23 protein-coding genes, 2 tRNA genes, 1 rRNA gene, 2 riboswitches and 1 other annotated feature are annotated in these 26,576 nt (G+C 37.1%); of the genes, 20 read left to right on the top strand and 6 right to left on the bottom strand.

Annotated features, from left to right (window positions below):
- From HMPREF9333_RS08140 to HMPREF9333_RS08130, 3 genes are all read left to right on the top strand, one after another.
- Positions 1–340 (top strand): 23S ribosomal RNA (locus tag HMPREF9333_RS08140); the annotation flags it as partial.
- A 60-nt stretch (positions 341–400) separates the two neighbouring features.
- Positions 401–473 (top strand) — tRNA-Asn (locus HMPREF9333_RS08135).
- Between the two features lie 29 nt (positions 474–502).
- Positions 503–573: transfer RNA gene (locus HMPREF9333_RS08130), tRNA-Cys, on the top strand.
- 364 nt (positions 574–937) lie between these two features.
- Here HMPREF9333_RS08130 and HMPREF9333_RS08125 read toward each other — a convergent pair.
- Complete coding sequence (locus tag HMPREF9333_RS08125) at positions 938–1,471, bottom strand: hypothetical protein (RefSeq protein WP_005541302.1); 534 nt, start codon at positions 1,469–1,471, stop codon at positions 938–940.
- A 434-nt stretch (positions 1,472–1,905) separates the two neighbouring features.
- Here HMPREF9333_RS08125 and rpmG point away from each other — a divergent pair, with 434 nt between their 5' ends.
- From rpmG to rplL, 7 genes are all read left to right on the top strand, one after another.
- Positions 1,906–2,070 carry a 50S ribosomal protein L33 gene (gene rpmG, locus HMPREF9333_RS08120; protein ID WP_276981283.1) on the top strand — a complete coding sequence of 55 codons (165 nt, stop codon included), beginning with the start codon at positions 1,906–1,908 and terminating at the stop codon, positions 2,068–2,070.
- 12 nt (positions 2,071–2,082) lie between these two features.
- A complete protein-coding gene (secE, locus tag HMPREF9333_RS08115) occupies positions 2,083–2,286 on the top strand; it encodes a preprotein translocase subunit SecE (RefSeq protein ID WP_005541300.1) in 204 nt (67 codons plus the stop codon).
- A gap of 13 nt (positions 2,287–2,299) precedes the next feature.
- Positions 2,300–2,836 (top strand): transcription termination/antitermination protein NusG, encoded by a 537-nt coding sequence (nusG, locus tag HMPREF9333_RS08110; RefSeq protein WP_005541299.1) that lies wholly within the window; start codon positions 2,300–2,302, stop codon positions 2,834–2,836.
- A gap of 155 nt (positions 2,837–2,991) precedes the next feature.
- Positions 2,992–3,417: a 50S ribosomal protein L11 gene (rplK, locus tag HMPREF9333_RS08105; protein WP_005541298.1), complete on the top strand. Its 426-nt coding sequence runs from the start codon at positions 2,992–2,994 to the stop codon at positions 3,415–3,417.
- Positions 3,418–3,435: 18 nt separating this feature from the next.
- Positions 3,436–4,131, top strand: a complete 696-nt coding sequence (rplA, locus tag HMPREF9333_RS08100; protein WP_005541297.1) for a 50S ribosomal protein L1 — start codon at positions 3,436–3,438, stop codon at positions 4,129–4,131.
- Between the two features lie 48 nt (positions 4,132–4,179).
- Positions 4,180–4,319: a sequence feature (ribosomal protein L10 leader region), on the top strand.
- Between the two features lie 49 nt (positions 4,320–4,368).
- Complete coding sequence (gene rplJ, locus HMPREF9333_RS08095) at positions 4,369–4,860, top strand: 50S ribosomal protein L10 (protein ID WP_005541296.1); 492 nt, start codon at positions 4,369–4,371, stop codon at positions 4,858–4,860.
- A 92-nt stretch (positions 4,861–4,952) separates the two neighbouring features.
- On the top strand, positions 4,953–5,333 hold the full coding sequence (gene rplL, locus HMPREF9333_RS08090) for a 50S ribosomal protein L7/L12 (protein WP_005541295.1): 381 nt from the start codon (positions 4,953–4,955) through the stop codon (positions 5,331–5,333).
- A 103-nt stretch (positions 5,334–5,436) separates the two neighbouring features.
- On the opposite strand, the gene HMPREF9333_RS08085 is transcribed toward rplL, so the two are convergent.
- Genes HMPREF9333_RS08085 through nuoE form a run of 3 tightly spaced genes read right to left on the bottom strand, consistent with a single transcriptional unit; the run spans position 5,437 to position 9,305 of the window.
- Positions 5,437–7,173, bottom strand: a complete 1,737-nt coding sequence (locus HMPREF9333_RS08085; protein WP_005541293.1) for an NADH-dependent [FeFe] hydrogenase, group A6 — start codon at positions 7,171–7,173, stop codon at positions 5,437–5,439.
- 12 nt (positions 7,174–7,185) lie between these two features.
- A complete protein-coding gene (locus HMPREF9333_RS08080; protein WP_005541292.1) occupies positions 7,186–8,820 on the bottom strand; it encodes an NADH-ubiquinone oxidoreductase-F iron-sulfur binding region domain-containing protein in 1,635 nt (544 codons plus the stop codon).
- The gene (gene nuoE / locus HMPREF9333_RS08075) at positions 8,817–9,305 is read right to left on the bottom strand and encodes an NADH-quinone oxidoreductase subunit NuoE (RefSeq protein ID WP_005541291.1); all 489 of its coding nucleotides are present in this window, start codon (positions 9,303–9,305) and stop codon (positions 8,817–8,819) included. The genes HMPREF9333_RS08080 and nuoE overlap by 4 nt, the downstream gene beginning before the upstream one ends.
- A gap of 730 nt (positions 9,306–10,035) precedes the next feature.
- Positions 10,036–10,151, top strand: a riboswitch (THF riboswitch).
- Positions 10,152–10,220: 69 nt separating this feature from the next.
- Here nuoE and HMPREF9333_RS08070 point away from each other — a divergent pair.
- The 6 genes from HMPREF9333_RS08070 (at position 10,221) to HMPREF9333_RS08045 (ending at position 15,822) form a co-directional block, all read left to right on the top strand.
- Positions 10,221–10,862 (top strand): folate family ECF transporter S component, encoded by a 642-nt coding sequence (locus HMPREF9333_RS08070; protein ID WP_005541290.1) that lies wholly within the window; start codon positions 10,221–10,223, stop codon positions 10,860–10,862.
- Positions 10,859–12,142, top strand: a complete 1,284-nt coding sequence (locus HMPREF9333_RS08065) for a bifunctional folylpolyglutamate synthase/dihydrofolate synthase (RefSeq protein WP_005541289.1) — start codon at positions 10,859–10,861, stop codon at positions 12,140–12,142. Before HMPREF9333_RS08070 ends, HMPREF9333_RS08065 begins: the two co-directional genes overlap by 4 nt.
- A 112-nt stretch (positions 12,143–12,254) precedes the next feature.
- A riboswitch (TPP riboswitch) is annotated at positions 12,255–12,363 on the top strand.
- Between the two features lie 79 nt (positions 12,364–12,442).
- A complete protein-coding gene (tenA, locus tag HMPREF9333_RS08060; RefSeq protein ID WP_005541287.1) occupies positions 12,443–13,111 on the top strand; it encodes a thiaminase II in 669 nt (222 codons plus the stop codon).
- Complete coding sequence (locus HMPREF9333_RS08055) at positions 13,104–13,868, top strand: ABC transporter ATP-binding protein (RefSeq protein WP_005541286.1); 765 nt, start codon at positions 13,104–13,106, stop codon at positions 13,866–13,868. Before tenA ends, HMPREF9333_RS08055 begins: the two co-directional genes overlap by 8 nt.
- Positions 13,869–13,871: 3 nt before the next feature.
- A complete protein-coding gene (locus HMPREF9333_RS08050; RefSeq protein ID WP_005541283.1) occupies positions 13,872–14,639 on the top strand; it encodes an ABC transporter permease in 768 nt (255 codons plus the stop codon).
- A 61-nt stretch (positions 14,640–14,700) separates the two neighbouring features.
- The gene (locus HMPREF9333_RS08045) at positions 14,701–15,822 is read left to right on the top strand and encodes an ABC transporter substrate-binding protein (RefSeq protein WP_005541281.1); all 1,122 of its coding nucleotides are present in this window, start codon (positions 14,701–14,703) and stop codon (positions 15,820–15,822) included.
- A gap of 139 nt (positions 15,823–15,961) precedes the next feature.
- Here the strand turns inward: HMPREF9333_RS08045 and HMPREF9333_RS08040 are convergent, their stop codons facing one another.
- Positions 15,962–19,246, bottom strand: a complete 3,285-nt coding sequence (locus tag HMPREF9333_RS08040) for a coiled-coil domain-containing protein (protein ID WP_040882613.1) — start codon at positions 19,244–19,246, stop codon at positions 15,962–15,964.
- Positions 19,221–21,566, bottom strand: a complete 2,346-nt coding sequence (locus HMPREF9333_RS08035; protein WP_169311765.1) for an efflux RND transporter permease subunit — start codon at positions 21,564–21,566, stop codon at positions 19,221–19,223. Before HMPREF9333_RS08035 ends, HMPREF9333_RS08040 begins: the two co-directional genes overlap by 26 nt.
- Before the next feature lie 188 nt (positions 21,567–21,754).
- On the opposite strand from HMPREF9333_RS08035, the gene HMPREF9333_RS08030 reads away from it, so the two are divergent.
- The 4 genes from HMPREF9333_RS08030 (at position 21,755) to HMPREF9333_RS08015 (ending at position 26,553) form a co-directional block, all read left to right on the top strand.
- A complete protein-coding gene (locus tag HMPREF9333_RS08030) occupies positions 21,755–22,456 on the top strand; it encodes a TetR/AcrR family transcriptional regulator (protein WP_040882611.1) in 702 nt (233 codons plus the stop codon).
- 85 nt (positions 22,457–22,541) lie between these two features.
- Positions 22,542–23,840 carry a M18 family aminopeptidase gene (locus HMPREF9333_RS08025; protein WP_005541272.1) on the top strand — a complete coding sequence of 433 codons (1,299 nt, stop codon included), beginning with the start codon at positions 22,542–22,544 and terminating at the stop codon, positions 23,838–23,840.
- Positions 23,841–23,928: 88 nt separating this feature from the next.
- On the top strand, positions 23,929–25,545 hold the full coding sequence (locus tag HMPREF9333_RS08020; protein WP_005541269.1) for an ABC transporter substrate-binding protein: 1,617 nt from the start codon (positions 23,929–23,931) through the stop codon (positions 25,543–25,545).
- A 54-nt stretch (positions 25,546–25,599) separates the two neighbouring features.
- Positions 25,600–26,553, top strand: coding sequence for an ABC transporter permease (locus tag HMPREF9333_RS08015; protein ID WP_005541267.1), 954 nt, complete (start codon positions 25,600–25,602; stop codon positions 26,551–26,553).
- Positions 26,554–26,576 lie beyond the last annotated feature (23 nt).

Genomic DNA, 26,576 nt, shown 5'->3' with positions numbered 1-26,576 from the left:
GCCCATTAAAGCGGTACGCGAGCTGGGTTCAGAACGTCGTGAGACAGTTCGGTCCCTATCCGGCGTGGGCGCAGGAAGTTTGAGGGGAGCCGTTCCTAGTACGAGAGGACCGGGACGGACCGACCGCTGGTATGCCTGTTGGGGAGCAACCCCATGGCAGGGAAGCCAAGTCGGGAAGGGATAAACGCTGAAAGCATCTAAGCGTGAAGCCCCCCCTAAGATGAGACCTCCCGCGCGTAAGCGTTAAGACCCCTTGAAGACTACGAGGTTGATAGGACGCAGGTGTAAGTGCAGCAATGTACTAAGCCAGGCGTTACTAATAGGTCGAGGGTTTAACCAGAGGCTGGAGCATGTGGATTTTGTCTGATATGCGGTTTTGAGGGTACGGGGATAAAACTATTCCTTGATAGCTCAGTCGGTAGAGCATGCGGCTGTTAACCGCAGTGTCGTAGGTTCGAGTCCTACTCAGGGAGCTTTAAGACTAATATATGTATAATAATATGGCGACATAGCCAAGTGGAAAGGCATGGGTCTGCAACACCCTGATCACCAGTTCAAATCTGGTTGTCGCCTCTTAAAAACCCTTGATTTTTCTTGGGTTTATTTTTTTCTTTATTTTTTCTCTTTTATACCATATCAGACTCTGTCTTTTTTACGGCATTTTTTATGCTTTTTTTACGGTATTTTACAATAATAAAAGAGTTCTAAAACCAGTTGTACCATAAGAATAGAGATATAATAGAAGATTATTTAATAAATTTAATAAGTTGTACAGGTTTTTAAGTTTCATAAGCAAACACAAATATAAAAAGACGGTACTCTAAGACATATAGTAAGTATAATGTCGTAGTGGTGATACCGTCTTTTTACTGACTGACTATAAACTATAACTTTCAACTGTAATATTTAATTACAGCTGTAAGCTTTAATAATAAAATTATAACTTTATTATTGAAAGTTCTCTGAACAACTGAAGTGCTCCGAATAATACAATAGCAATGACAAGCAAAGCTTGTATAACTATAAATGCAGCTTTTAAGGTACTGACTTTGCGCCATGAAAATCGTTTGATAAAAAAGCCATATACATAATCAACAGGAAGGACTACAATTGCCACAGTTTTACATATAAATATAAAAAAAGGATGTTCAAAAGCAAACCATAAAGCCCCTGATAAAAGTCCAAGTATACCGAGTGCCAGCCTTACATCTGAAAGTCCACTGTCAGTAAGTCTTGCTCTGACATCCTTAACTGCAAATATAAAGTAAATCAGAAAGCCTGTCAAGATACAGATATACATCTTAAAAACATCACCGGCATTTTCCTTGTAGTACATACTTAAAAGGCTTGCTATACTTATAATAAAACCAAGCAAAATACGGCTGAAAAATATTGATTTAATCTTTCCGATCAGCCCTTCCTGGGAATAATCAGTATTGTAATCATAGTCATAATTTCCAATTTGTCTCATAAAATCCTACCCCCAAAATCCATACAAAATCTATACCGACATATGCTTTGATATAACTGGTATCATGTAGATACTTTACTTGTATTAAATTGACTTACAACCAGCTTTATAAGCAGTATATAAGAATGTAAGTGTTATAAAGCTTTATTCATTTTAAGTCAGCTTATCATACAGATATATAAAACACAGGTATATCCTGTAGTAATAGATATTATAATATATTCGGAATAATGTTACAAGAAAATAAATGTAAAAAATATAAAAATTTTAATATTTTAACAGTTTTGTATTTTTCATAAAATTTATAAAATGATTGACTCAATCTTTACTATGTGTTATAGTTACTCAGTGGCAGAAGGCGGTGAGGTCTTTTTTTTTGTACCTCATTGATATGACAGAACAGTGTTAAGCGCTGCTGATTACGAGAAATATGGATGGAGGTGGAAGACATGCGTACAAGGATCACTTTGGCATGCACTGAATGCAAACAGCGTAATTACAATACGACAAAGGATAAAAAAACACATCCTGACCGTATGGAGATAAAGAAGTACTGCAGATTCTGCAGGACTCATACTGCTCATAAAGAAACAAAATAAGAGAGGTATGTAATGGCTGATAAAAATAAGGATCAGGAATCCAAGGTAAGCTTTACAAAGGGTCTTAAAGCGGAGTATAAACGTATAATATGGCCTGATAAAGATACACTGGCAAAGCAGGCGGTTGCAGTAACCGTGGTATCCCTGATACTCGGTTGTATTATTGCTCTGCTTGACTTCGGCTTTAAGTTTGGATTTGGACTTATATTTAAGTAGACTGGGTGAATGAATGTCAAAGGCGCAATGGTATGTAGCCCATACATATTCGGGCTATGAAAATAAAGTAAAGTTAAATATTGAAAAGAATATAGAAAATCGTGGGCTTCAGGATCAGATACTTGAGGTTCGTGTTCCTATGCAGTCAGTGATCGAGCTGAAAAATGGGGTCGAAAAACTTGCTGATAAAAAGCTTTTTCCGGGATATGTTCTTGTTCATATGGTAATGAATGATGAGACTTGGTATGTAGTAAGAAATACCAGAGGTGTTACCGGATTTGTAGGTCCGGGAAGCAAGGCGGTTCCGCTTACACCGGGCGAGATAGAAAATCTTGGATTCGGATCGGTTTCCTCAGACAGCAAACAGGAAAGACTTTTGATTGATTTTTCGCCGGGAGACAGTGTTACCGTTATAGGCGGGGCATGGAAAGGAACAGCAGGTATCATAACTGAAATAAATGATGCCAAAAAGACAGTTGCAATCAATGTTGACATGTTTGGACGTTCCACAAAGGTTGAACTTGGATTTTCTGAGATAAGACGGATATAGATATTATATAATAGCAAAAAGACAGATATTGATTATTAGCAAAAAATATATGCGGATATAAATATCTATTATAAGCCGCATGATTTTATATAAACAAAATCCCGTAAAGGGCGTGGGAGGGAAATTCCCGCAGGATACCACAAGGAGGTGCCATTATGGCAAAAAAAGTAACAGGTTTTATAAAACTGCAGATTCCTGCAGGCAAGGCTACACCTGCTCCGCCGGTAGGACCGGCTCTCGGACAGCACGGTGTAAACATAGTTGAGTTTACAAAGCAGTTTAATGCTAGGACAGCAGATCAGGGAGATCTTATAATCCCGGTAGTTATAACAGTATATGCTGATAGAAGCTTTACATTTATAACAAAAACACCGCCGGCAGCAGTGCTGCTTAAGAAAGCATGCAAACTAAGTTCAGGTTCGGGTACTCCGAATAAAACAAAGGTTGCAAAAATCAGCAAAGCTGATTTACAAAAGATAGCTGAGACCAAAATGCCTGATCTGAATGCGGCAAGTATTGAAGCCGCTATGAGTATGGTGGCAGGTACAGCCCGTTCCATGGGTATAACGGTTGAGGACTAATTTAGGAGGTTTAAGAAGATGAAACATGGTAAAAAATATAATGAAGCTGCTAAATTAGTGGACCGTGCAACACTTTATGATACTGAAGAGGCTATCGGACTGGTAAAAAAGACAGCTACTGCAAAATTTGATGAGACTATAGAACTTCATATAAGAACCGGCTGCGACGGCAGGCATGCGGAGCAGCAGATAAGAGGTGCAGTAGTGCTTCCTCACGGTACAGGAAAAAAAGTTCGTATACTTGTATTTGCAAAAGGTGCAAAGCTTGATGAAGCTAATGCGGCAGGTGCTGATTTTGTAGGCGGTGATGAGCTTGTGCCTAAGATACAGAATGAGGGTTGGCTTGATTTTGATGTTGTAGTTGCAACTCCCGATATGATGGGTGTTGTAGGTCGTCTTGGAAAAATACTTGGACCTAAGGGACTTATGCCGAACCCTAAAGCAGGAACTGTAACTATGGATGTTGCAAAGGCTATTGAAGATATTAAAGCAGGTAAGGTTGAGTACCGCCTTGATAAGACAAATATAGTACATGTACCGCTTGGAAAGGCATCTTTTGAGCAGGAACAGCTTAAGGAAAATTTCAGAGCTGTAATTGATGCTATAATAAAGGCTAAGCCGAGTGCAGTAAAGGGAGCTTATCTTAAGAGTGTAACAATCACTTCAACTATGGGTCCCGGTATTAAATTAAACACTGCAAAACTTATGGCATAAAAAGCCATGTAAATTAAATTAAAAATAACTGTAAAATAAAACAGTTATAAATAAAGGTATTGACTGCCTAAGACAGCAGGTGCCTCACGGGGCATAAGTGTAAAGACCGCCTGCCGAGGAAGTATAATCGCTGCAATGATATTATGCTCCTTATGCTTTAAAGGCAGAGGAGCTTTTTGTATAAGCTTCCATATATGTTGGTTGATACTGAAAACTATATATGTAAAGGAGGACAATATGGCAAAAGTTGAGTTAAAGCAGCCGGTGGTTCAGGAAATTGAGCAGCTTCTCAAGGATTCACAGTCTGCTGTTGTAGTTGACTACCGTGGGCTTACAGTTGAGGAAGATACCAGACTTCGCAAGCAGCTGAGAGAAGCCGGTGTTACCTATAAGGTATATAAAAACACTATGATTCATCTTGCTGCAAAAGGTACTGAGTTTGAGGTGCTTGATCCTTATCTTGAAGGGCCTACCGCACTTGCTGTATCAAAAACCGATGCAACTGCACCCGCAAGAGTGCTTCAGAACTTTGCAAAGACTGCCCCTAAGCTTGAATTAAAATCAGGCATTGTAGAGGGAACGCTTTATGATGCACAGGGTATAAAGGCAATAGCTGAAATACCTTCAAGAGAAGAACTTCTTGGAAGACTTTTAGGAAGTATGCAGTCTCCTGTTTCAAACTTTGCAAGAGTTCTTGACCAGATTGCAAAGAAGCAGGAAGCACAGTAAAATCGGATAAAGAGTTTATAGATAGAAAGAGTATCCGATTAATTTATTTTAAATTATAATATTAAATTGCTAATAAATATGGAGGAAGAAAGATGGCAAAATTAACAACTGCCGAGTTTATCGAGGCAATTAAGGAATTATCTGTTTTAGAGTTAAATGAGCTTGTAAAAGCCTGTGAAGAAGAATTCGGAGTATCTGCAGCAGCAGGAGTTGTAGTAGCTGCAGCAGGTGCAGGAGCAGGGGCTGCCGCAGCTGAGGAGCAGACCGAATTTGATGTTGAACTTACTGAAGTAGGTGAGCAGAAAGTTAAGGTTATAAAGGTTGTTCGTGAGGCTACAGGTCTTGGACTTAAGGAAGCGAAGGATCTTGTTGACGGTGCACCTAAGGCGGTTAAGAGCGGAGTTTCAAAGGAAGAGGCTGAAGGACTTAAGAAGCAGCTTGAAGAAGTAGGAGCAAAGGTTACACTTAAGTAATTTTTGTATTTTATGTTAGTTAAAATAACCCGCAGGCATATAGTTATATATGTCTGCGGGCTTTTTAATTTATTTGCTGAATGTTGTAAATGCTGTCAGCATACTAAATTTCGCTGCGATCGGCATAAAAATGAGTATGTAAGAGTTTATGAGCTTTCTCTCCGTAAAATTCACCGAGATATTCATTATAAAGCTGCAAAACTTCAGGATTCTTATGAGACTGACGTATATGCTTTTTATTGTCAATATTATAAATTGAATTCATGCGTTTTGTTAGAATTTCCGTGTTGCCATGCATATATGGCTGTCCTCCTCCGTCTATACAGCCTCCGGGGCATGCCATAATCTCAATTATGTGGTACTGTTTTATGCCGTCCCGTACATCATTTAAAAGCTTTCTTGCATTCCCAAGACCGCTTGCTACTGCTACATTAATTTGAGTTCCCCCTATGTTGACGGTTGTTTCTTTAATTTTTTCAAATCCACGCAGAGCGGTAAAATTAACCTCTTTAAGTTCTTCGCCGGTTAGAAATTCATAGGCTGTGCGCAAGGTTGCTTCAGCCACGCCGCCGGTTGAGCCGAATATAGTTCCGGCACCGGTTGATTGCCCCATAAAACGGTCAAAACTGCTGTCAGGAAGATTTACAAAATCCTGTGTTGAATCAACAATCATTCTTGCGAGCTCCCTTGTTGATATAACTATATCAACATCGGAATTTCCGGAGTTTCCAAGCTCAGGTCTTTGTGCTTCGTATTTTTTAGCCACACAGGGCATTACTGAAACTACGACTATATCCTCAGGCTTTTTGCCAAGTTTTTCGGCAAGATAGCTTTTAGCAAGAGAGCCGAACATTTCATGAGGAGATTTGCATGATGACGGTATATCTATAAGCTCTTTAAAATTATGTTCTACAAATTTAATCCATGACGGACAGCAACTTGTAAGTATAGGCAGTCTGCCTCCGTTTTTAAACCTGTCGGCAAATTCCGAAGCTTCTTCAACTATAGTAACATCAGCAGCGAAATTTGTATCATAGACATAATCAAAGCCCATGTTCTTAAGTGCTGTAACCATTTTTCCTGTAACCACGGTTCCCGGTTCCATGCCGAATTCCTCTCCAAGTGCTACTCTTACTGCCGGTGCAGTCTGTACTATGACAGTTTTATCCGAGGATATGGCATCCCAGACATCAGCGGTATTATCAACCTCAGTAAGAGCACCTGTCGGGCATACTGCTATGCACTGTCCGCAAAAAGTACAGGTTGTACTGTGCATAGGTCTGTCAAATACGGTTCCTACCACTGTATGAAAACCTCTGCCGACATCTGTAAGTACACCTACAGTCTGAACTTCATTGCACATAGTTTCACAGCGTTTGCATAATATACATTTATTCATATCCCTTATGATTGAAAATGAATCATCATCTATTGTACATACTCTCCTTTCACCCTCACATCGGAGTGAACGTATACCTGCATCGGCTGCAAGATTCTGGAGTTCGCATTTACCGTTTTTAGGGCATATAAGGCAGTCTTTCGGGTGATCTGAAAGAAGCAGCTCTATCATCATCCTTCGTGTTCTTATAGCTCTTATACTGTCAGTGCGTATCCTCATACCCTTTTTTACTCTTGTTGAGCAGGCTGCAATCATTTTGTTTTTTCCTTCTTCTTCAACCATACATACACGGCATGAAGCGGATGCATTTTCCACATTAAGATCATGGAGTTTAAGATGGCAGAGCGTAGGTATGTGTATATTATATTTTTTTGCGGCATCAAGTATTGTAGTACCTTCTTCAACAGATGCCTCTATTCCGTTAATTGTAAAATCAATCATCATAAACCTCCTTTAACTCAATGTGATTGCATGTACGGGGCATTTTTCCATGCAGGTTCCGCATTTTATACATTTTTCGGGATCAATTATATGACGTATTTTACGTTCTCCCTCTATACACTTAACAGGGCAGTTGATTTTACACAGACCGCATCCTATACAGCCTTCACCTACAAAGTATATAAGGAGGTTGCGGCATACTTTCGCCATACAGCGTTTATTTTTAACATGTGATATATACTCATTTTCAAAATAACGCAGTGTTGAAAGTACGGGATTTGTGGCTGCCTGTCCGAGTCCGCATAATGAAGTGTCTCGTATGACTTCGGAAAGTTCCTTTAGATACGGAAGATCCTTTTCACTTCCCTGACCTTGTGTTATCCTGTCTAAGGTTTCAAGTATACGTTTATTTCCTACACGGCATGGTGTACATTTGCCACATGACTCTTCAACTGTAAATTCCATAAAGAAACGTGCTATATCCACCATACAGTCGTCTTCATCCATTACAACCATACCGCCTGAACCCATGATAGAGCCTAAGCTTTCAAGGCATTCAAAGTCAACGGTTGTACTTTCTACAAGTGAAGCCGGTATACAGCCTCCTGAAGGACCTCCTGTTTGTACCGCTTTAAGTTTTTTATTATTTTTAATTCCGCCTGATATATCATATATAATAGAGGTTAGCGGTGTTCCCATAGGAACCTCAACAAGACCTGCATTTAAAACCTTTCCGACTACTGAAAATACCTTAGTGCCGGGAGAGTCTTTTGTACCTATGGAGCGGAACCAATCAACTCCGTTAAGCATTATCATATGTACATTAGCAAGAGTTTCAACATTATTAAGCACTGTGGGCATCTGGAAAAGTCCTTTATGTGCCGTTCTGAAGATTTTATTTCTGGGCATACCCCTATGCCCCTCTATGGATTCTATAAGTGCAGTCGCTTCACCGCATACAAAGGCACCGGCACCGAGTCTTAATTCAATTGAAAATGAAAAATTACTTCCAAGTATGTTATCACCTAAAAGTCCCTTCTCCATTGCCTGGTTTATAGCAATTTTTAAGTTTCTTACGGCAAGAGGATACTCCGCACGTACATATATAAAGCCTTTATCTGCACCTATTGCATATCCGGCAATAGCCATTCCTTCAAGTACGCTGTGAGGATCAAGTTCAAGTATACTTCTGTCCATAAAAGCTCCGGGGTCTCCCTCATCGGCATTACATACTATATATTTATGCGGAGCTTCATGTGATAATGCCTCAGCCCATTTACGCCCTGCATTAAAGCCTGCACCGCCCCTGCCTCTTAAGTTGGCACGAGTCATGTCATCCACTATCTGCTGACCGCTTACATTATTTTCAAGAAGATCCGCAAGTGCTTTATAGCCGTCTGTTGCTATCGAATCTTCTATATTGCCGGGGTCTATTATACCGCAGTTTCGAAGGGCGATACGCAGCTGTTTTTCATAATAATCTCCTTTAAGATAAAATGTTCCGTTCTCATTTATACCTATGGCATCATCTTTAAGTACACGTTTTTTTAAGTTTTTATAGGCTTCTTCCTTTAACTGCCTTAATGAATTATAATCAAGCCTTTTATCAGTATTATCTTTACTGTATTTAAGTGAGCTGCTTGTCATGATGATACCTCCTCTTTGTAGCTTTCAAGTATAAGAGGTATTTCATCAGGTGATACTTTACTGTAAAGCTTATCATTTATCATAAGCACGGGGGCGTTGCTGCAGTCTCCGAGGCATCTTGTCTGTGCTATTGAAAATTTAAGATCTGGCGTGGTTTCACCGAATTTTATGCCAAGTTCACTTTCAAGCCTTTTAAGGACATCCGCCGCTCCTTTAACATAACAGGCTGTTCCGAGACATACACTTATCTGGTATTTGCCCTTTGGCTTTTCTACAAAATAGGAATAAAACGATACTACTCCATAAACCTTTGAAGCCGGAATTTTAAGCTCATGGGCTATAAAGCCCTGTGCCTGTCGTGGTATATAGCCGTAATATTCCTGCGTTTTATGAAGAATACTTATAAGTGCCGATTCCTCATGTCCGGTTTCATCAATGATATGCTTAAGTTCAGTAAAATCATCTTTTACTTTGTTATTGCACATAAATTTCCCTCCATCTTAATATTTTGTTTTACCAACCATATAGATGGTCATTTTATATAGGACTGCTATCTGATTAATATTTCTAAATACAGCATACATTTATCAGTTAGTATATAAGCCTGTATAAACTGAGCGTGATTTATACCTATTATTTTTGCCATACCGGTTAATCAGGATATCACCGTTCCTATATAATGACGTAGGTGTCAAAAGTATTTGACACCTATTGATACAGGATTGCTACAGCTTCGCTTCTCGCAATCCCTACAGAAAATATTCGTAATTCGCTCATTTTTTCACAAAAAATGGCTACTTACTCATATTTTTTGTGTGTCAAAAGATAATAAATTCTATTGCAAGCAAGCTTGCATTGAATTTTTATACTTTTGACACTTGTATCATATAATAAATTATACAAAATTTTAGAGAAAAAATATATAGACGGGAAGCAAAATTTTTAAAAATTCAATAAAATACTGCTAAAAAAAATAACTATAATGTAATTCATACAATAATAGTATGATTTTATAAATTTAGTATTCTATAGTTTTGATTTAAATCGGATATCAAAAGTGATATCAAATCTGATATCATTTTATTTATATCTTGCATTGAAAAGATTAGTATGATATGATTCTAGTCGGCAATTAAATAATGAAGAGTGTATGCCTGTGCTGTATGTCTATATATACAGTATAAGCAGCAATTTAAAACTTTATAGTTATTTATTAGCAGAGCAGAAAGCTAAGCGAAAAGTGCCTTTTGACGGGGAGTTGTCGAAAGGACGAAAGCACCGGGTAGCGACTTTTTACTATGGTGTGCGATTTGGTTTTCTATCCCGCTGCTGCATAAGGGATTAAAAAGACAGCCGACATATCCATATGTAGCACGTGAAATATGAGGAGGTCTTTTTTTATGTTTGAGGAAGGTAAATTTAAAGAATCAAATAATCCGGATAATTCACATGAAATTAAAAAAGCCGAAGCAATTACAATAGATAAAAAATCTGTTGTAGACAGAACGATGTTTTATGAAGAAGGCTTGACGGTAAAAAAGATTACCGTTTTATCAATGCTTGCGGCTATAAGCATAATTCTTACAAGATTTTTTGTGATTTATCCTATGCCCACAGTAAGGATAGAGTTCGGAAATATACCTATAATGCTGGCAGGGCTTATGTTCGGTCCTATATCAGGGCTTATAGTGGGCGGTGTTGCCGATTTTGCAGGAGCTTTGCTGCGAGGACAGGGATTTGATCTTGTGCTTATGCTCTCCCCTATGTTTATGGGATTTGTGGCAGGATTGGCAAGAAGCCGGATATTAAAAAAACCGGGATTTATAAGTATAGCGGCACTTACATTTTGTGTAAATATAATAGCAAAGATGATATGGACTACATACTGGCTTTCAGTGTTATATGGCAAGACACTTATGGCAATACTGCCTGCAAGGATAATTGTATATAGTATAGTACCGTTTGTAGAAGCTTCTGTATTATTTGCACTTCTGTCAAATTCCGCATTTAGAAAAATCGTATTGAAGGGCGAGATCAGATGACATATGCCAAGACACTGGCCTGGCTTGATGAAGTAGCTAAGGTAGGTTCTAAACTTGGGCTGTCAAGAACCTTTGAGTTGCTTAATATTATGAAAAACCCTCAAAACAGGCTTAAGTTTGTACATATAGCAGGTACTAACGGCAAAGGCTCCGTAGCTGCCTGTATAGCAAGGGTGCTTTATGAGGCAGGTTATAAAACCGGTCTTTATACTTCTCCGCATCTTGTTAAGATAAATGAGAGATTTAATGTGGACGGTGCAGATATAGAGGATGATGTATTTGCAGAGCTTATAACAGGAGTCAGAGAGGCTGCTTTAAAAATGGGTGAGGAGGCAAGCCAGTTTGAAATACTTACAGCAGCGGCATTTGAGTATTTTTATAATAGTGGCTGCGATATAGTGGTTCTTGAGACCGGGCTTGGCGGCAGGCTTGACTCGACAAATGTTATAAGTATGCCTGAAGCCGAGGTTATAACTACTATTGATATGGACCATGTCAATGAATTGGGAGATACAATAGAGGAGATAGCGGCTGAAAAGGCAGGAATTATAAAAGAAAAAACGGATGTTGTTATAGACGGCAGAAATAGTCGGGTAATGCAGCTTTTTAAAGATATATGCACTCAAAGGGGCTGCATGCTGCATATAAGCAGACCTGATGAGATAGAAAATTTAAAAACCGGTATTAACTTTACTGAATTTGATTATAAAGGTATAAAGGGTATAAAGCTGCAGCTTTTAGGTCTTTATCAGCCGGGAAATGCCGCACTGGCTATAGATGCACTTAATGTACTGGCACAAAAAGGATTTAAAATTACGGACGATATTATAAAAAAAGGTCTTTTAAATGTCAGATGGCATGCAAGATTTGAATTTTTATCAAAAGATCCATACTTTATAATAGACGGCTCACATAATCCTGCCGGAGTTAGAGAAACACTAAAAAGCTTTAAAGTGTATTTTCCGGGAAAAAAGATAAGGTTTATACTTGGGATTTTATCCGATAAAAATATAAATGAAATTATAAACGATATAAAGAATTATGCCTGTGAAATTGCGGTAATAACTCCTCCGTCAGAAAGAGCATGTAATGCGGATGAGATGATTGGAATTATAAAAAATATATGTGATATAAAGACTGCCGCTTTTTATGCGATATCGGATGCCGTGAGATATATGATTTCCACAGCAGTAAGTGATGATATAATATGTGCCACAGGCTCTTTATATTCGGCAGGTGAGATAAAGCATCAGTTTGAGCTGGCTGTGCAGAATTTATAAAAATAAATTTTATTCTGCCAAATGCACAACAAGATGTATAAAAAATTGACATGTCAAAACAGATATGTTAAAATAATTGCATAAATAAAAAGAACAAATAAAAGAACATTAAATCATTCTATAAGGGAGCTTGTAAAGCAGGCTGAGAGGGAGTAATCAAACTTCGACCTTTATAACCTGATTTGGGTAATGCCAACGTAGGGATTTGTAAGCTAATTCCGGATATGCCGAGTAACCCCTAGGTATGTCCGGTTTTTTTATATCTAATTAAATTTAAAGAAGTGGAAGGAGGGGATTTTTATGAATACAACTGACAGATTTTATAATGCGGCATGCCATATATGGGAGCAGTATTATTCACACCCTTTTATAAAGGGAATGGGAGATGGAAGTCTTGAGATATCTAAATTCAGGTATTTCATGCTTCAGGACTATCTCTACCTTTTTGAATATGCAAAAGTTTTTGCATTTGGTGTTACAAAGGCACATGATCATGAAATTCTTAGGATATTTTCAAAAAGTATAGATGATATACTGAATGAAGAAATGGAAATACATAAATCCTATATGGCACGAATAGGAATAAGCGAAAGGGATATATTAAATGTTAAACCGGCACTTAACAATATATCATATACAAGCTATATGCTTGCAGAGAGTGAAAGAGGCGGTATTGCCGATATAACGGCAGCTATACTTGCATGCTCATGGAGCTATGCAAAGATAGGAAAGTATCTTGCCGAAGACAAAAAAAATACTGAACATGAATTTTTCGGACAATGGATAGACGGCTATGCAGGCGAAGTGTTTCAGTCAAATAATATTATGCTAATGAATCTGATGAACAGGCTGACTGAAAATATAAGTGAAGCTGAGTATAAAAGACTTGAAACTATATTTGTAAACTGCAGTAAATATGAACTTGAATTTTGGAATATGGCATGGGAGGGAGAGCCTGACAATGCTTGAACTTAGGGATATATCTTACAGATACCCGGGTGATGAATATGATACTGCAGACGGACTTTCATTTTCAGTAAAACGAGGCTCTTTCAACTGCATACTTGGAGTTAGCGGATGTGGAAAAAGCACTGTGTTTAGGCTTATAAACGGACTTTTAAGGCCGCAGAAGGGGGCGATATTTATAGACGGTAAAGATGCCTCGACATTAAAGATGAGATGCGGTTATATGCCTCAAAAGGATATGCTTTTTCCGTGGAGGAGTGTAGGAGACAATGTTATGCTTCCTCTTGAAGTGAATAAAGCGTTAAAAAACTGCTCTAAAACAAAAAGGCGGGAGCTTGCATGTAAAGCTCTAAAGGATGTGGGATTGGAGGATTGTTATAACAAAATGCCTGATGAGCTTTCAGGCGGTATGAGACAGAGGGCGGCATTTGCAAGGACCATGCTTACAGGCAATGAACTTTTGCTGCTTGATGAGCCTTTTTCGGCACTTGATTTTCTTACAAGAATTTCAATGCAGGAGTGGCTTTTAGAACAGTGGGAAAAACATCATAAAACAATACTGTTTATAACACATGATGTAGATGAAGCACTTTTTCTGTCCTCTGGTATATTTGTAGTTGAAGAAACTCCTATAAAAAGTCTTAAAGAGATAATTGTGCCGGCAGGACGTCCAAGAAGCAGGCAAATACTTGACAAGCCTGAAATAATAGAACTTAAAAATGAACTTATAAATATTTTAAGGAGGCAGCAGAAGGTATAGTATATGAGAGTTAAAATAAAAAATAATATAAGTGCCTCACTGCTGCCGGCAGTATTTATACTGGTGCTGCTTATGCTGTGGCAGGCGGCGGCTATGAACCTTAATGCCGCTTATATAATACCTTCCCCTGTCCAGATTTTAAAAAAAATCTGGGAGCTTAGGACGCCGCTCTTTAAAGTGCATTTTCCGGCGACACTTAAGGTTACGCTTATAGGTCTTGCCATATCCCTTGTTTTAGGGCTTGCACTTGCAATTTCAATGGATTTAAGCAGTATAATCAAAAATATGTTTTATCCGATAGTAGTTATATCACAGACCATACCTACAACTGCGATAGCACCTCTTTTTGTATTGTGGTTCGGATACGGTATATGGAGCAAGGTACTTGTAACTGTGCTTATAACATTCTTCCCTATTGCAATAACTGTATATGACGGATTTCGTTCGGCAAATACAGGCATGTCGGAGCTTCTTAAAACTTATGGTGCCGGAAAGATGGATATTTTTTTAAAAATTAAAATACCATGTGCACTTCCATACTTTTTTTCTGCTATAAAGATGGCAATACCTATGAGTGTAATAGGTGCCGCCATAGGGGAGTGGCTTGGTGCAAAAAGCGGTCTGGGATATTTTTCAAGACGTATGATGACTCAGCTTGACGGTGCCGGTGTATTTGCTCCCATAGTTATTCTGTCAGCAATGGCTATGATTATGGCAGGCATAGCGGCTTTAATAGAAAAAAAAGCGGTGCGCTGGAGAGGAGAAAATTAAAAAATAAAAATTCGCATAATAATGCGTATATAAAGACTAACTATTAAAGGAGTAAAGTAATATGATTAAAAATTTTGCAAAAACTATAAAGGCATATACGGGTTTTATACTTACCGTAAGTGCCATGTCGCTCTTGGTATTTTTGCTTTCGGGTTGTGGTGAAAATTCAGGTGCCGCATCTTCGCAGGGAAGTATCTCGGACTCGGAAAAGGGTTCAAATTCAAATGCAGACCCGGAAAAAAGCGGCGTAAGTTCACAGGATAAATCTAAGGATAAAGAGGAGAATATCGATATAGTACTTGACTGGTATCCGAATGCAGTACATGCATTTTTGTATGAAGCTCAGAGTAAGGGATATTTTGCCGATGAGGGGCTTAAGATTAATATTATATTCCCGTCAAATGCCTCGGATCCAATTACAATGACTGCTGCAGGAAAGGCGGATATAGGGCTTTATTATCAGGAAGATGCTATAATAGCAAAGGCTAATGAAAATATACCTGTAAAGGTTATAGGTGCGGTACTTCAAAAACCGAATGCTGTTATAACATATTTAAATGAAACGGGTATAAAATCGCCTGCGGATTTTAAAGGAAAAACCATAGGATATTCAAGCACAGGTTCAACTGATGCCATTATGAAACAAATATTAAAATCTGCCAACCTTACAATGAATGATGTGGAAATGGTTGATGTCGGTTTTGATCTTATGAGTTCCATGACTACAAAACAGGTCGATGCAACCTATGGATGTGTGCTCAACCATGAAATCCCGCAGCTTGAAGACAACGGTTTTGATGTAGGTTACATAAAGCCTTCAGAATTCGGAGTGCCTGAATTTTACGGTCTTATAATGGTAACAAGCGAAAATAATCTTCAAAAAAATAAAGATAAATATACACGTTTTATAAGAGCCTGTAAAAAAGGTTTTGAAGATGTAAAAAATAATCCTGATGAAGCTGTTAACCTTATAATAGATAACCAAAATGATGAAAATTTCCCGCTTTCAAAATCTGTTGAGGATAAAAGTCTAAATGTACTTCTTCCTATGATGGAAACGGATAAGGCAAAATTTCTTTCACAGAATAAAGATGAATGGGAAAGTGCCATTAAGTGGATGAAGGAAAGCGGAGTAATAAATGAAGACTTTAAGGCAGAGGAGATAATGGAAGAACTTAATTAGATAAATTAATTTATATAAATCAATTATATAACTTGATTTTATAATTTAATTTTATAATTTAATTTAAGACAGACTAAATTATGCTCCCCGGTGTTTGAACATGTCGGGGAGCATAAAATTTAATTAACTTTCCTTTTAATTAAGCCTTTTTTTTAATTATAATATATGCGGCTGTACCGGCTGCTATTAAAACGAAAGCAAAAATAAGTGCTGCCGGTTTTACATAATCCTTTTTTAAAACCGCAATTTGTGCATTTGCACCTGCATTAAATAATATATAATTGCCGTCAGTGCTGCTTTCAAGCAGTGAAACCGTATATTTTTTGCTGTCAGTATTTATGATTCCTATTCTATACCCGGCATCAGCTCCTTTAACATAAAGGTGATATATATAATTGGCGTTTGTAGGAGCGTTTTCTATATTAAGTGAATAGGCAGCTTTCAGCTTAAAACCTTCAGGTGTTGCTATCTTTGTTTTATTTTTTTCGGAAATACTGTCATTATTAATACCGTTATTTATTACAAGTCTTGCTTCAGGCAGAAAATTACCTTCTGCAAGAAGCAGCGGTCTTTCGTCATCTGAGGACGCTATGGTTGTTTTCCATGGCAGATAGTATGCTTTTACTCTTTTATTCTGTGTTATATTTGAAAGGTCTGCATATTCCCACATATAATAGTAACCGTCTTTTTCAGGTACCTCAGGATAGGCTGATATATCTACTGAATTTCCGTAATCTAATTCCAGTGTTTTAAGCAGTATATCATCGGTTTCAAATACAACTTTAAGGTGCTTGAAATTTTCAGGTACATTTTCCCCGGATATAAAGCTATAATAGTCAATCCCTCTTGCCTGTTTTTTTCTTGTAATTCTATCAACGGCACCTATGCCTGAATTAACATATATATTGCCTGACATGTCTGCATCTTCTTTTATATAGCCGGCTATACTGCCTGTAAATTCAGAGTCGGTATTTTTTATAAACGCCATGGCATAATTATCCTTTAAAGTATTTCCCAAACCTGCTATACCTCCTATATAGCTTTTTGCATCGACTTCTCCCATGCTCCAGCTTGCGCTTATAGAGCCTTGGCTGCTTCCGGCTATACCGCCTGCATAGCTTCCGTCAGCAGATGCCACATCGCCGTAGTTTTGTGAGTCTTTAATTAAACCTATACCTGCTTTTCCTACTATGCCGCCTGCATAGTCATTTTTCACTTTTATATTACCGAGATTTTTACACAGACTCAGTACTGCATATGCATTTCTTGTTATATTAAAGCTTTTGCTGCCCTGTGTGTCTATATCATATTCAGGGTCTGCTGCTATATCTATTCCTATATTTCCTGCTATGCCCCCTCCCTGGTAGTCTGAAATTATATTTCCCGTATTTTCACAGCATTTAATCATGCCATTTCCCTCATAGGAGGACAAATCATCAGATGCATCACTAAAGAGCAAAAGATTGTTGTCTTTTTTACTATCAGGCTCTGAGCGTGTATTTTCTTTTTCATTCTTTATACTGTCTTGTATATTGTCAATACTGTTTTCAATATTTCTTTTATCAGATCTTATATTTTCTTTTTTTGATTTTACATCTTTTGATAAAGAGTCAAGCTCGGATGAAAGTCTGTCAACATCGGCTGATATATCTTTGTCGGCATTATCAAGGGTATCATTAAGCTTATTTATATAAGCAGAGGACAGATCACTTATACCCTTAAACTCTTCATAGAGTTTTCTTATATTTTCCTTAAGCGTATCAACATTATTTAATGTATTATCAACACCTTCATTTAAAAGCCTGTTGGTATCATCTGAAAGGTTATCGGCTGTCTGGTTTATATTTTCTATGAGCTTTTTAAGATTTATAATTCTGCTTATTATATTATTATTTTCATTATCCCATTCCCCTGATTTTAATTTATCTATATTTGATTTTAAATCATTTATATCATCTCTTATAGGATAAAAGCTATCTCTCATAGGCGAATTTTCGATATCTGAATCAATGGTATCGGCAAGTGAATCTACTAAATCCAGCTTTTGATTCAGGTCTTGTCTGAATGAATCTCTATCGTTTTTTAATTCGGTTTTATTTGAACGCCCTGATGTTTTAATATTATTAATTATATCTCTTGCATTGTCCATATGCTGTGCCGAGTTATCGGCAGTGCTTTCTATATTTTCCGACAATGAACGCTCAAGCCTTGAGATCTCATCAAGTTCATCTTCAACATTGTCAAATGTATCACGGTTATAAACTATATTAAGATAGGGTTCAAACTGACCTGTTATGCCTCCGGTATCCTTGCGGCCTGTGATAGTACCCCTGTTTATACATTCTGTGATTATACCTGAATGTCTGCCTGCTATACCGCCTACATTATAGCCTTTATGTCTGTATCCTACATTTCCTTCATTTATACATAAAATTATATTTCCGCCTGAATAGCCTGCTATGCCGCCGCCGTCCTGGATTTTTTCTATATCTGCGGCTTCTTTTATATTCTCCGGATTAAAATTTTTATCATCTTCAGCCATATCCCGGTCTGAAGTATTTATATTTCCTTTATTTAGTGAGGAGATTATATTGCCGTTATTATATCCGCATATGCCGCCTATACGTTTATTGCCGTTTACGGCTGAGTAATTTATGCAGGCTTCTATAACCGCCCCTGTTTCGTTTATACCACATATTCCGCCTACATCCTCAAGTGATGATATACTTCCGCTAAAAGTACAGTTCTCTATGCGTCCTTTATTTATACCACATATTCCGCCGCTTTTTTTAGTATCAGGTGCTGAATCAAGTGATAAATCGCCTCCTATATTCAGGTTTTTTATAATCCCCGAAACTTCATTATACCTGAATACTCCGTTTGATTCACCTGATATCTGCATGAATATACCTTTTATGGTATGGCTGTTTCCCTCAAAATTTCCTGCAAATACAGGTACTGATTTAAAGCTGATTTGTGTAAAATCAAGATCCGCTTCAAGCGCAAATTGTCGCCCTTCGGAAAATTCATCACTGCTGCATAATGATGCAAACAGTAAAAATTCATCTTCATTTTTTATATGTATTGTACCTGCCTCATCAGTCATTAAATTTATATCCGCATAAGTATTATATACTGATAAGTTATTGCGAAAGGTACCGGCATATACACCATGTATGATACTAAAAGGCTTTAGGTTTACAGAAGTATCCGTCTTAAAGTCAGCGGCTGCATATGATAAAACCGGTAAAAAGGCTGTTTTAAATATAATTGCCGCTGCTGTAAGTATTGAAGCGATTTTTCTGATTGCTATACGTTTTTTTATCATGAAATTCTTAGAGCCGTCTAAAATATCATATTGAGTCTTAGAGGATTTTTTAAAAATAAAATCTGTATATTTATTCCTGAGTTTCAAAATCTTCATCTGTTTTTCCTCCTTTCACAAAATGGGAGAGATCTATAAGTTTATCAAATACTATAAGTATTTGAGGAAGTACACTCATTACAAGTATTATTGAAATCATAGCTCCCATGCCGAGGGTCTTTCCAAGAGAAGCTATTGTGGCATTTGAGGTTATCTTCCCTATTAAAAATCCGGAACACACCATAATGGTTCCTGATGTTATTATAGTAGGAAATCCCTGATTAAGCGCTTCTATGGCAGCCTCTTTTTTATCGGGCATGGTTTTCCTAAGTTCAAGGTAACGCCCTGTTATAACTATGGCATAATCTATGGTGGCACCCATCTGTATGGCACTTACTATAAGATAGCTTAAGAAAAACAGGTTTGAGCCTGAAAGGTAGGGGATAGAGAAATTTATCCATATACTTCCCTGTATTGTAAGTATAAGCATGAACGGAAGTCCTGCTGACTGGAATGTAAATAAAAGTACCATACCGACAAAAAGTGCTGTAAGTATACTTATTTTAACATTGTCAGTTTTAAATGAAGTGCTTAATTCCTCATTACTTGTAACATCGCCTACAACATAGCTTTCATTATAATATTTTGAAACTGTCTCTTTAACACGGTCGGCAGAGGCGAAGCTTTCAGTACCCTCAACAGGCGTATTAAGCAGGAATATAATCCTTGAATATTTTTCTCCCTCAAGCTGTTTTCTTGCATCACTTACATCATTATATATTTTATCTATATCTTTTGAGATATCATCACTAAGTTCAAATGCACGTTTTTCTTTCTGTTCATGTATAAAATCTATAAGGGAGATTATAGGTATTCGGTAGTCATCTATATTTTTAAGCAGTGCTCCGTATTGACCGTTTTCAGCAACATAAAACTTAAATAAAAGTTTCATTTGATCTAAATCCATATCTGCGATTTCAGCAAATTCACGAGGATTAAGGCTGTCAACAAGAGTATATTCCTCATTGGCTCCAACCTTTATATTTGACATACCTGTAACGGATTCTATCTCAGGTATATTTTCCTCAAGGGATTTTATAAGCTGTGCTTCCTTTGAATAGTCTTCTTTAGGTACTATTACTGCCATTACATTGGAATTTTTAAAGGTTTTGTCTATGCGTTCCTTTGATTTTATATATTCAGTTTTTTTCTCGGATTTAATTGAATTAACATCATATATATATGAAACTCTTGATGAAAATATATATCCTCCTATAAGTGCTGCCGCAAATATCGGAAGCACTATAAATCTTGTATTTACTACAAGCTTTCCCCATAGTTTGATTGACGGTACAAAGCTTTTATGTCGTGTTTTATCTATTGCTTTTGAAAACAGTATTATAAGTGCAGGCATAAGTAAAAAGACGGTAAGCATACTGAGAACTATTGCTTTTGTAAGTACACGCCCCATGTCCATGCCTATGCGAAACTGCATAAGCATAAGTGCAAGCATACCTGATATAGTTGTAAGGCTGCTTGACGATATTTCAATTATAGCTTTGCTAAGTGCCAGCTTGGCTGCATGTGTGCTGTCAAGGTGCTGCCTTTCTTCGGTAAATCTGTGGAAATAGATAATTGCATAATCTATTGACATGGCAAGCTGAAGTACGGTTGCAACTGCATTGGTTACAAATGATACATTTTTAAATATAAAATTTGTACCTATATTAAGTATTGCAGATACTACAAATACTATAAGAAATATAAGTATCTCCATATAGGTATTTGAAGTAAATAAAAGTACCATCAGTATAATAAATGCTACAAGTACCAATATAAGCTTCATGTCATTTTTTAAACTTGCAGCATCATCTTTGTCAACTGTTGTGTAGACATATGCATCATAGTCTGATAGAAGTTTTCTGACAGAGGCTATCGCTTTTTGGGAAAGCGGAGTATCTTCAGCTTCATCAAATGTCAGTGTAAAAAGTGCTGATGCATCTTTGTAATAATCACTTATTTCCTTTTTATCATAGTCCTTATCGTCTCTGTCATAAAATTTAACGGATGAGATGCCGTCTATATTTTTGATTTCTTTAGAGAGCAATAAAGCTTTTTCATATGTGATATTGGCTACAAGTATTTTTGCACTGCCAAGTGTAGTAAATTCACTGTCCATAATATCAATGCCCTGTTTTGTCTGTGCACTCTCAGGCAGATATTCTGTAAGTTCGTTTATAATCTCTACTTTTGAAATACAGGTAATGCAGTATATACATGCAATTGTAAAAAAAACTAAAAAAGCAGCCCTTTTATTAACTATAAATGAGGCAAGCTTCATCATAAATGTATCTGCAGCGTTATTTTTTGTATTATTCATAAAATCAATCCTCATATAACATATAATCAGTGTTTCTCTAAAGCGGTTGCCTCAGGTCTTGACTATTATTTATTATTATGCAAAAATATTCAAGAATTAGAATTTTTAAAATGTGCCATATGAGACATATTTTTAAAAGTGTACTAAAATAAAAGTAATAAAATAAGTTTTTAAAAGGAATTGATTAATTGAAAAATATGCAAGATAAATTATATAAGAAAGGCTGTATTAAAGCATCTGATGGTAAAATGGATGCCGAAACCGTTAAAACGGACAGTGATAAAGGTGTTTATATTAATCGTAAAACAGGTATAGCGGCTCTAAGGACATCAGCTCTTTTAAGAACGGCACTTTTTAGACTGCTTGGAAATATACCTTTTGAAAAAATCACTCTTACAAGGCTCTGTAAGGAAGCTATGATACCACGTTCCACATTTTACAGATATTTTGAAGATAAGTTTGACCTGCTTAATCATTCAATAGATATATTTATTGAGGAAAACCGTGTTAAATCCGATACTGTATTTTTTTACAGTCCGCAGACAACGGCAGATTTCATTAATATACTGATTGAAAAGATAGATTTGAATAAAGCTCAATATAAAAAGATATTTGAGATAAATAAAGACGGCATACTTTTTTTGCATCTTCAGAAAGGTTTTATGCGTGTACTTGAAAAACAGGTTTTAGATGCTGAAATGAGCGGTCTTTTTCTGCAGCTTGATTTAAAAATTTTTACTTTGCTTATGTCAAATTTTATATTGTATTGTGCAAGAATTTATCTTGATGAAGCTGAAAATGCAGAGCATGATGTATTTGCAGATAATATAAAGCTCTTTATTGAAAAAAAGTTTTTTAAAGCGGCAGAACAGCTTAAGCAGGATAGTTGAAAAGTATTTTAAGTCAGCGTAATAAAAATGATTATTAATATAAAAAACAAAAAATAAAAATAAAATAATAAGGAGAAAAATTGCCGTGATTAATGATTTTTTTGATTTTATAGAAAATTGTCCAAGTGCAGCACATACCGTTTATACAGTAAAGGAAAGGCTGCTTAAACAGGGGTTTAAGGAGATTGACGAAACAAAAAAGTGGGAACTTGAAGCCGGAGGAAAATATTTTACTACAAGAAATATGACATCTATATTTGCCTTTAAATTTCCGGGAAGAAAATTTAAATCATTTTCAATATCTTCACCTCATGGAGATTCGCCGAATTTTAAGATAAAAACTTCGCCTGAGATAAGATTAAAAGAAGGCTATACAAGTCTGAATACTGAAGTATATGGAGGTATGCAGCTTGGGCTCTGGTTTGACAGACCCCTTTCTGTTGCCGGAAAGCTTGTTATAGATACAAAAAAGGGTGTTAAAACAGTGCTTGCAGACATAAAAAAAGATCTGCTTGTAATACCGAGCCTTGCCATACATATGAACCGTGATGTAAATAAAGGGATTGAATTAAATCCTCAAAAGGATACATTGCCTTTATTCGGAGGAAATGAAGCCGATTTATTGAAACTTGCGGCAGAAAGCGCAGGTGTAAAAAAAGAAGATATAATCTCATATAATTTATATATGTATAACCGTATGAGAGGCTGTATATTCGGTGCAGAGAGTGAATTTATAGCGGCACCTAAACTTGATGACCTTGAGTGTGTATATACCTGTCTTTGCGCATTTCTGGAATCTGAAAATAAAGATAATTGCACAGTATTAACAGTGTTTGATAATGAGGAGATAGGCAGTCTTACAAGGCAGGGTGCCGATTCGACATTTTTATATGACTGCATAAGCCGTATATGTTTTGCTTCAGGAAAAAATGATGAAGAAAGGATTATGGCAATACAGGGAAGTTTTATGATTTCTGCAGATAATGCACATGCCTATCATCCTAATTACCCTGACAGATCGGATCCTACAAATATATGTATATTAAATGGCGGTGTAGTTATTAAACACAGTACACGCTATACAACGGATGCATTTACTTCAGCGGTATTTGAAAAAATATGTAAAAAAGCGGGAGCATTATCACAGAACTATTTTAATAATTCAAGACTTCCCGGGGGCTCTACACTCGGAAATATATCAGGTTCTCATGTGTCGCTGCCGTCAGTTGATATAGGGCTTGCCCAGCTTGCAATGCATTCCCCCTATGAAAGTGCAGGTGCAAAGGATCTTAAATATATGATGGATGCACTGAGATGTTTTTATACAAGCAGCATAATAATTGAGACGGACGGTACTGCCGTCTTGCAATATTCCGCTTTTTAACTTATAATGTTAAAATACGAAGTTTTTAGTATGTTATTAACAAATATTAAAACTTTAAAGACGATTATTTAATTTTAAGGAGAAGATTATGAAAAAAAGACTTATAAAAGTCCTGTCAATTTTTGCAGTCGCCGCAGCTCTTACAGCTGCATGTTCGGGTGGGGGAAATACCGGCTCAGGCACATCTAAGGAAAGTCTGCAAAACGGCAGTGCAAAAGGCGAAGAGGCATCCGACAGCGGCAAAAACGGGGCGGCATCAGGCGGAGAGTCCGTATTTACCTATATAGTACAGGGTGATACGGGGAACAGTTTTAACCCTATGACCGCAGACGACAGGTGGGGTCTTATGCTTGCACATGCAGTTTACGCACCGGCATATCATATATATTCTGACGGAACTTATGATTATATACTTGCACAGAGTATGGAAGCTTCTGAGGACGGATTAAGCTATACTATGAAGCTTAAAGACGGTCTTAAATGGAGCGACGGGCAGCCTCTTACAGCTGATGATATAGTGTTTACATATGAGAAAATCAATGAAAGTACACAAAATCTTTATGTAGGGGATAAACCTATCAAGGTGGAAAAACAAGATGATACAACTGTTATATTTAAGCTGCCGGCTGTAAGTGCCAGTGCGGCGGAGATGCTTTCTGATGAGGTAAGTATACTTCCTAAGCATATATTTGAAGGCAGAGCATCATTTGATGTAAATTTGATTGAAGAAAAGCCTGTGGGTGCAGGACCTTATGTATTTGAAGAGTATAAAACAGGTGAATATATTAAATTTAAAAAGAATCCTTATTATGTAAAGGGAGAGGCTGCAATTGATACTATTATATACAGAAATATAGAGCAGTCGGATACTGCAAATCTTACGATGCAGGCAGGTGAGGCGGATGCCATGATAGTGCCGCCTGACCTTCTTGAACCGTATATTGATAATGAAGCCTTTGAAATTCATAATTACAGTGAGGGCAGAGTACCGTATATAAGGCTTAATTCGGCAAGTGAAAAAATGAAGGATAAAAAATACCGTGAGGGTGTGCTTTATGCTCTTGACAGAGATGAAATTCTGCTTGCGGCGTATACCGACAGGAAATTTTACGAGCTTGGATATTCATTTCTGCCTTTTGATAACAAATACTATACCGATAAAGTACAGAAATGGGAGCATGATGTTGAAAAGGCAAAGGAGCTGACTAAAGACGGAGCTAAAAACTTAAAACTTTGCTATATATCCGAAGACAGCATGCATGAAAGGATGGCACTTACAATACAGTCGGAGCTTAAGGAGGCGGGTATACAGGTTGAGCTTAGCGGTGTAAATACTCCGGCTTATATGAAGCTGACTAATGACAATACGGTTACTGATTATGATATGTTTATAGGCGGTTATGTTATGGGAAGCGATCCTGATACATTTGCTATGTTATTTTCATCAAAAAAAGATAACAGACTTAATTTCCATAATGAAGAAATAGACAGGCTGTTTGAAGAGGGCAATGCAACACTTGATGAAAGTAAGCGCAAAGAGATCTATGACAAGGTACAGAAACTTGTATCTGAAGAAGCTATATACTATCCGCTTGGAACCAACCTAAGGACTCTTGTAACTTCAAAGAGGCTTGACGGAGTGGATGAGGCAAAGCTTGTGCCTATCTATACTTTTGGAGATTTGTCAAAGCTTAAGTTTAAATAAACATAAGTATAAACATTTAGAATATGTATAACTTAAAATAAAATGAGGTAGGTAATGTTAAGATATATAGTAAAACGCATACTCCAGGCAGTGCCTCTAATGCTTTTAATTACTATTATATGTTTTGCATTAATAAATCTGGCACCTTATGATGCGATAGATGCACTTACTACTCCTGACATGACACAGGTAGAAATAGATGCTATAAGACAGGAGTACGGTTTAAATGATCCTGTGCCGGTTCAGTATATAAGGTGGCTTAAAAATATATGCAGGGGGGAGTTCGGTTACTCCCTCCTGTCTCATACAAAGATAAAATATGATTTAATGGTGCGTATCCCGGCTACAATAAAGCTTATACTCCCGTCCTATTTAACAGCCTATACACTTGCAATAATACTTGGTCTTATTGCCGGAAGCTGCAGAAACAGATGGCAGGATAAGCTTATAGACGGTATGTGTTCGGTAGGGCTTGCAGTCCCGACTTTCTGGTTTGCGATGATAATGATGTACATACTTGGCTATAAATTAAAACTCCTGCCGTTTATAGGTATGCATACCATAGGGAAGGAAAATTCATTTACGGATTATATACGACATTTTATAATGCCCTATACGGTTCTTGTGATATCATTTCTACCTGATCTTACAAGATATGTCAGAGCCCTGGCGATAAGTCAGCTTAAGGAGGATTATGTGCTTGTACAGAGGGCATTTGGTGCATCAAAGTATGAGATTTTATTTAAACATGTTGCAAGAAATGTTCTGCTGCCGCTTGTTACAAAGCTGGGCATGGCACTGCCTATGCTTGTAACCGGAGCCGTTATAACTGAAAGTATATTTTCATGGCCGGGTATAGGACAGTATTTTTTAAAATCGGTTGATGCACTTGACTATCCCATAGTTATGGATATACTGGTGCTTTCAGGAAGTCTTGTTATAATCGGGAATCTTTTATCAGATATATTATATTGCATAGTTGATCCGAGAATAAAGGAACCAGGATAAAAATAAAATCGGGGTTTTAGAAA

It is taken from the genome of Johnsonella ignava ATCC 51276 (assembly GCF_000235445.1).
Classification (GTDB): domain Bacteria; phylum Bacillota; class Clostridia; order Lachnospirales; family Lachnospiraceae; genus Johnsonella; species Johnsonella ignava.
The sequence above is the reverse complement of the archived record's forward strand: the minus strand, read 5'-3'. Positions and strand labels throughout refer to the sequence as shown.

Coding starts and splice junctions, on each gene's coding strand:
- HMPREF9333_RS08125 (WP_005541302.1), bottom strand. CDS start 1,471: ATGAGACAAATTGGAAATTATGACTATGATTACAATACTGATTATTCC.
- rpmG (WP_276981283.1), top strand. CDS start 1,906: ATGGAGGTGGAAGACATGCGTACAAGGATCACTTTGGCATGCACTGAA.
- secE (WP_005541300.1), top strand. CDS start 2,083: ATGGCTGATAAAAATAAGGATCAGGAATCCAAGGTAAGCTTTACAAAG.
- nusG (WP_005541299.1), top strand. CDS start 2,300: ATGTCAAAGGCGCAATGGTATGTAGCCCATACATATTCGGGCTATGAA.
- rplK (WP_005541298.1), top strand. CDS start 2,992: ATGGCAAAAAAAGTAACAGGTTTTATAAAACTGCAGATTCCTGCAGGC.
- rplA (WP_005541297.1), top strand. CDS start 3,436: ATGAAACATGGTAAAAAATATAATGAAGCTGCTAAATTAGTGGACCGT.
- rplJ (WP_005541296.1), top strand. CDS start 4,369: ATGGCAAAAGTTGAGTTAAAGCAGCCGGTGGTTCAGGAAATTGAGCAG.
- rplL (WP_005541295.1), top strand. CDS start 4,953: ATGGCAAAATTAACAACTGCCGAGTTTATCGAGGCAATTAAGGAATTA.
- HMPREF9333_RS08085 (WP_005541293.1), bottom strand. CDS start 7,173: ATGATTGATTTTACAATTAACGGAATAGAGGCATCTGTTGAAGAAGGT.
- HMPREF9333_RS08080 (WP_005541292.1), bottom strand. CDS start 8,820: ATGACAAGCAGCTCACTTAAATACAGTAAAGATAATACTGATAAAAGG.
- nuoE (WP_005541291.1), bottom strand. CDS start 9,305: ATGTGCAATAACAAAGTAAAAGATGATTTTACTGAACTTAAGCATATC.
- HMPREF9333_RS08070 (WP_005541290.1), top strand. CDS start 10,221: ATGTTTGAGGAAGGTAAATTTAAAGAATCAAATAATCCGGATAATTCA.
- HMPREF9333_RS08065 (WP_005541289.1), top strand. CDS start 10,859: ATGACATATGCCAAGACACTGGCCTGGCTTGATGAAGTAGCTAAGGTA.
- tenA (WP_005541287.1), top strand. CDS start 12,443: ATGAATACAACTGACAGATTTTATAATGCGGCATGCCATATATGGGAG.
- HMPREF9333_RS08055 (WP_005541286.1), top strand. CDS start 13,104: ATGCTTGAACTTAGGGATATATCTTACAGATACCCGGGTGATGAATAT.
- HMPREF9333_RS08050 (WP_005541283.1), top strand. CDS start 13,872: ATGAGAGTTAAAATAAAAAATAATATAAGTGCCTCACTGCTGCCGGCA.
- HMPREF9333_RS08045 (WP_005541281.1), top strand. CDS start 14,701: ATGATTAAAAATTTTGCAAAAACTATAAAGGCATATACGGGTTTTATA.
- HMPREF9333_RS08040 (WP_040882613.1), bottom strand. CDS start 19,246: ATGAAGATTTTGAAACTCAGGAATAAATATACAGATTTTATTTTTAAA.
- HMPREF9333_RS08035 (WP_169311765.1), bottom strand. CDS start 21,566: ATGAATAATACAAAAAATAACGCTGCAGATACATTTATGATGAAGCTT.
- HMPREF9333_RS08020 (WP_005541269.1), top strand. CDS start 23,929: ATGAAAAAAAGACTTATAAAAGTCCTGTCAATTTTTGCAGTCGCCGCA.
- HMPREF9333_RS08015 (WP_005541267.1), top strand. CDS start 25,600: ATGTTAAGATATATAGTAAAACGCATACTCCAGGCAGTGCCTCTAATG.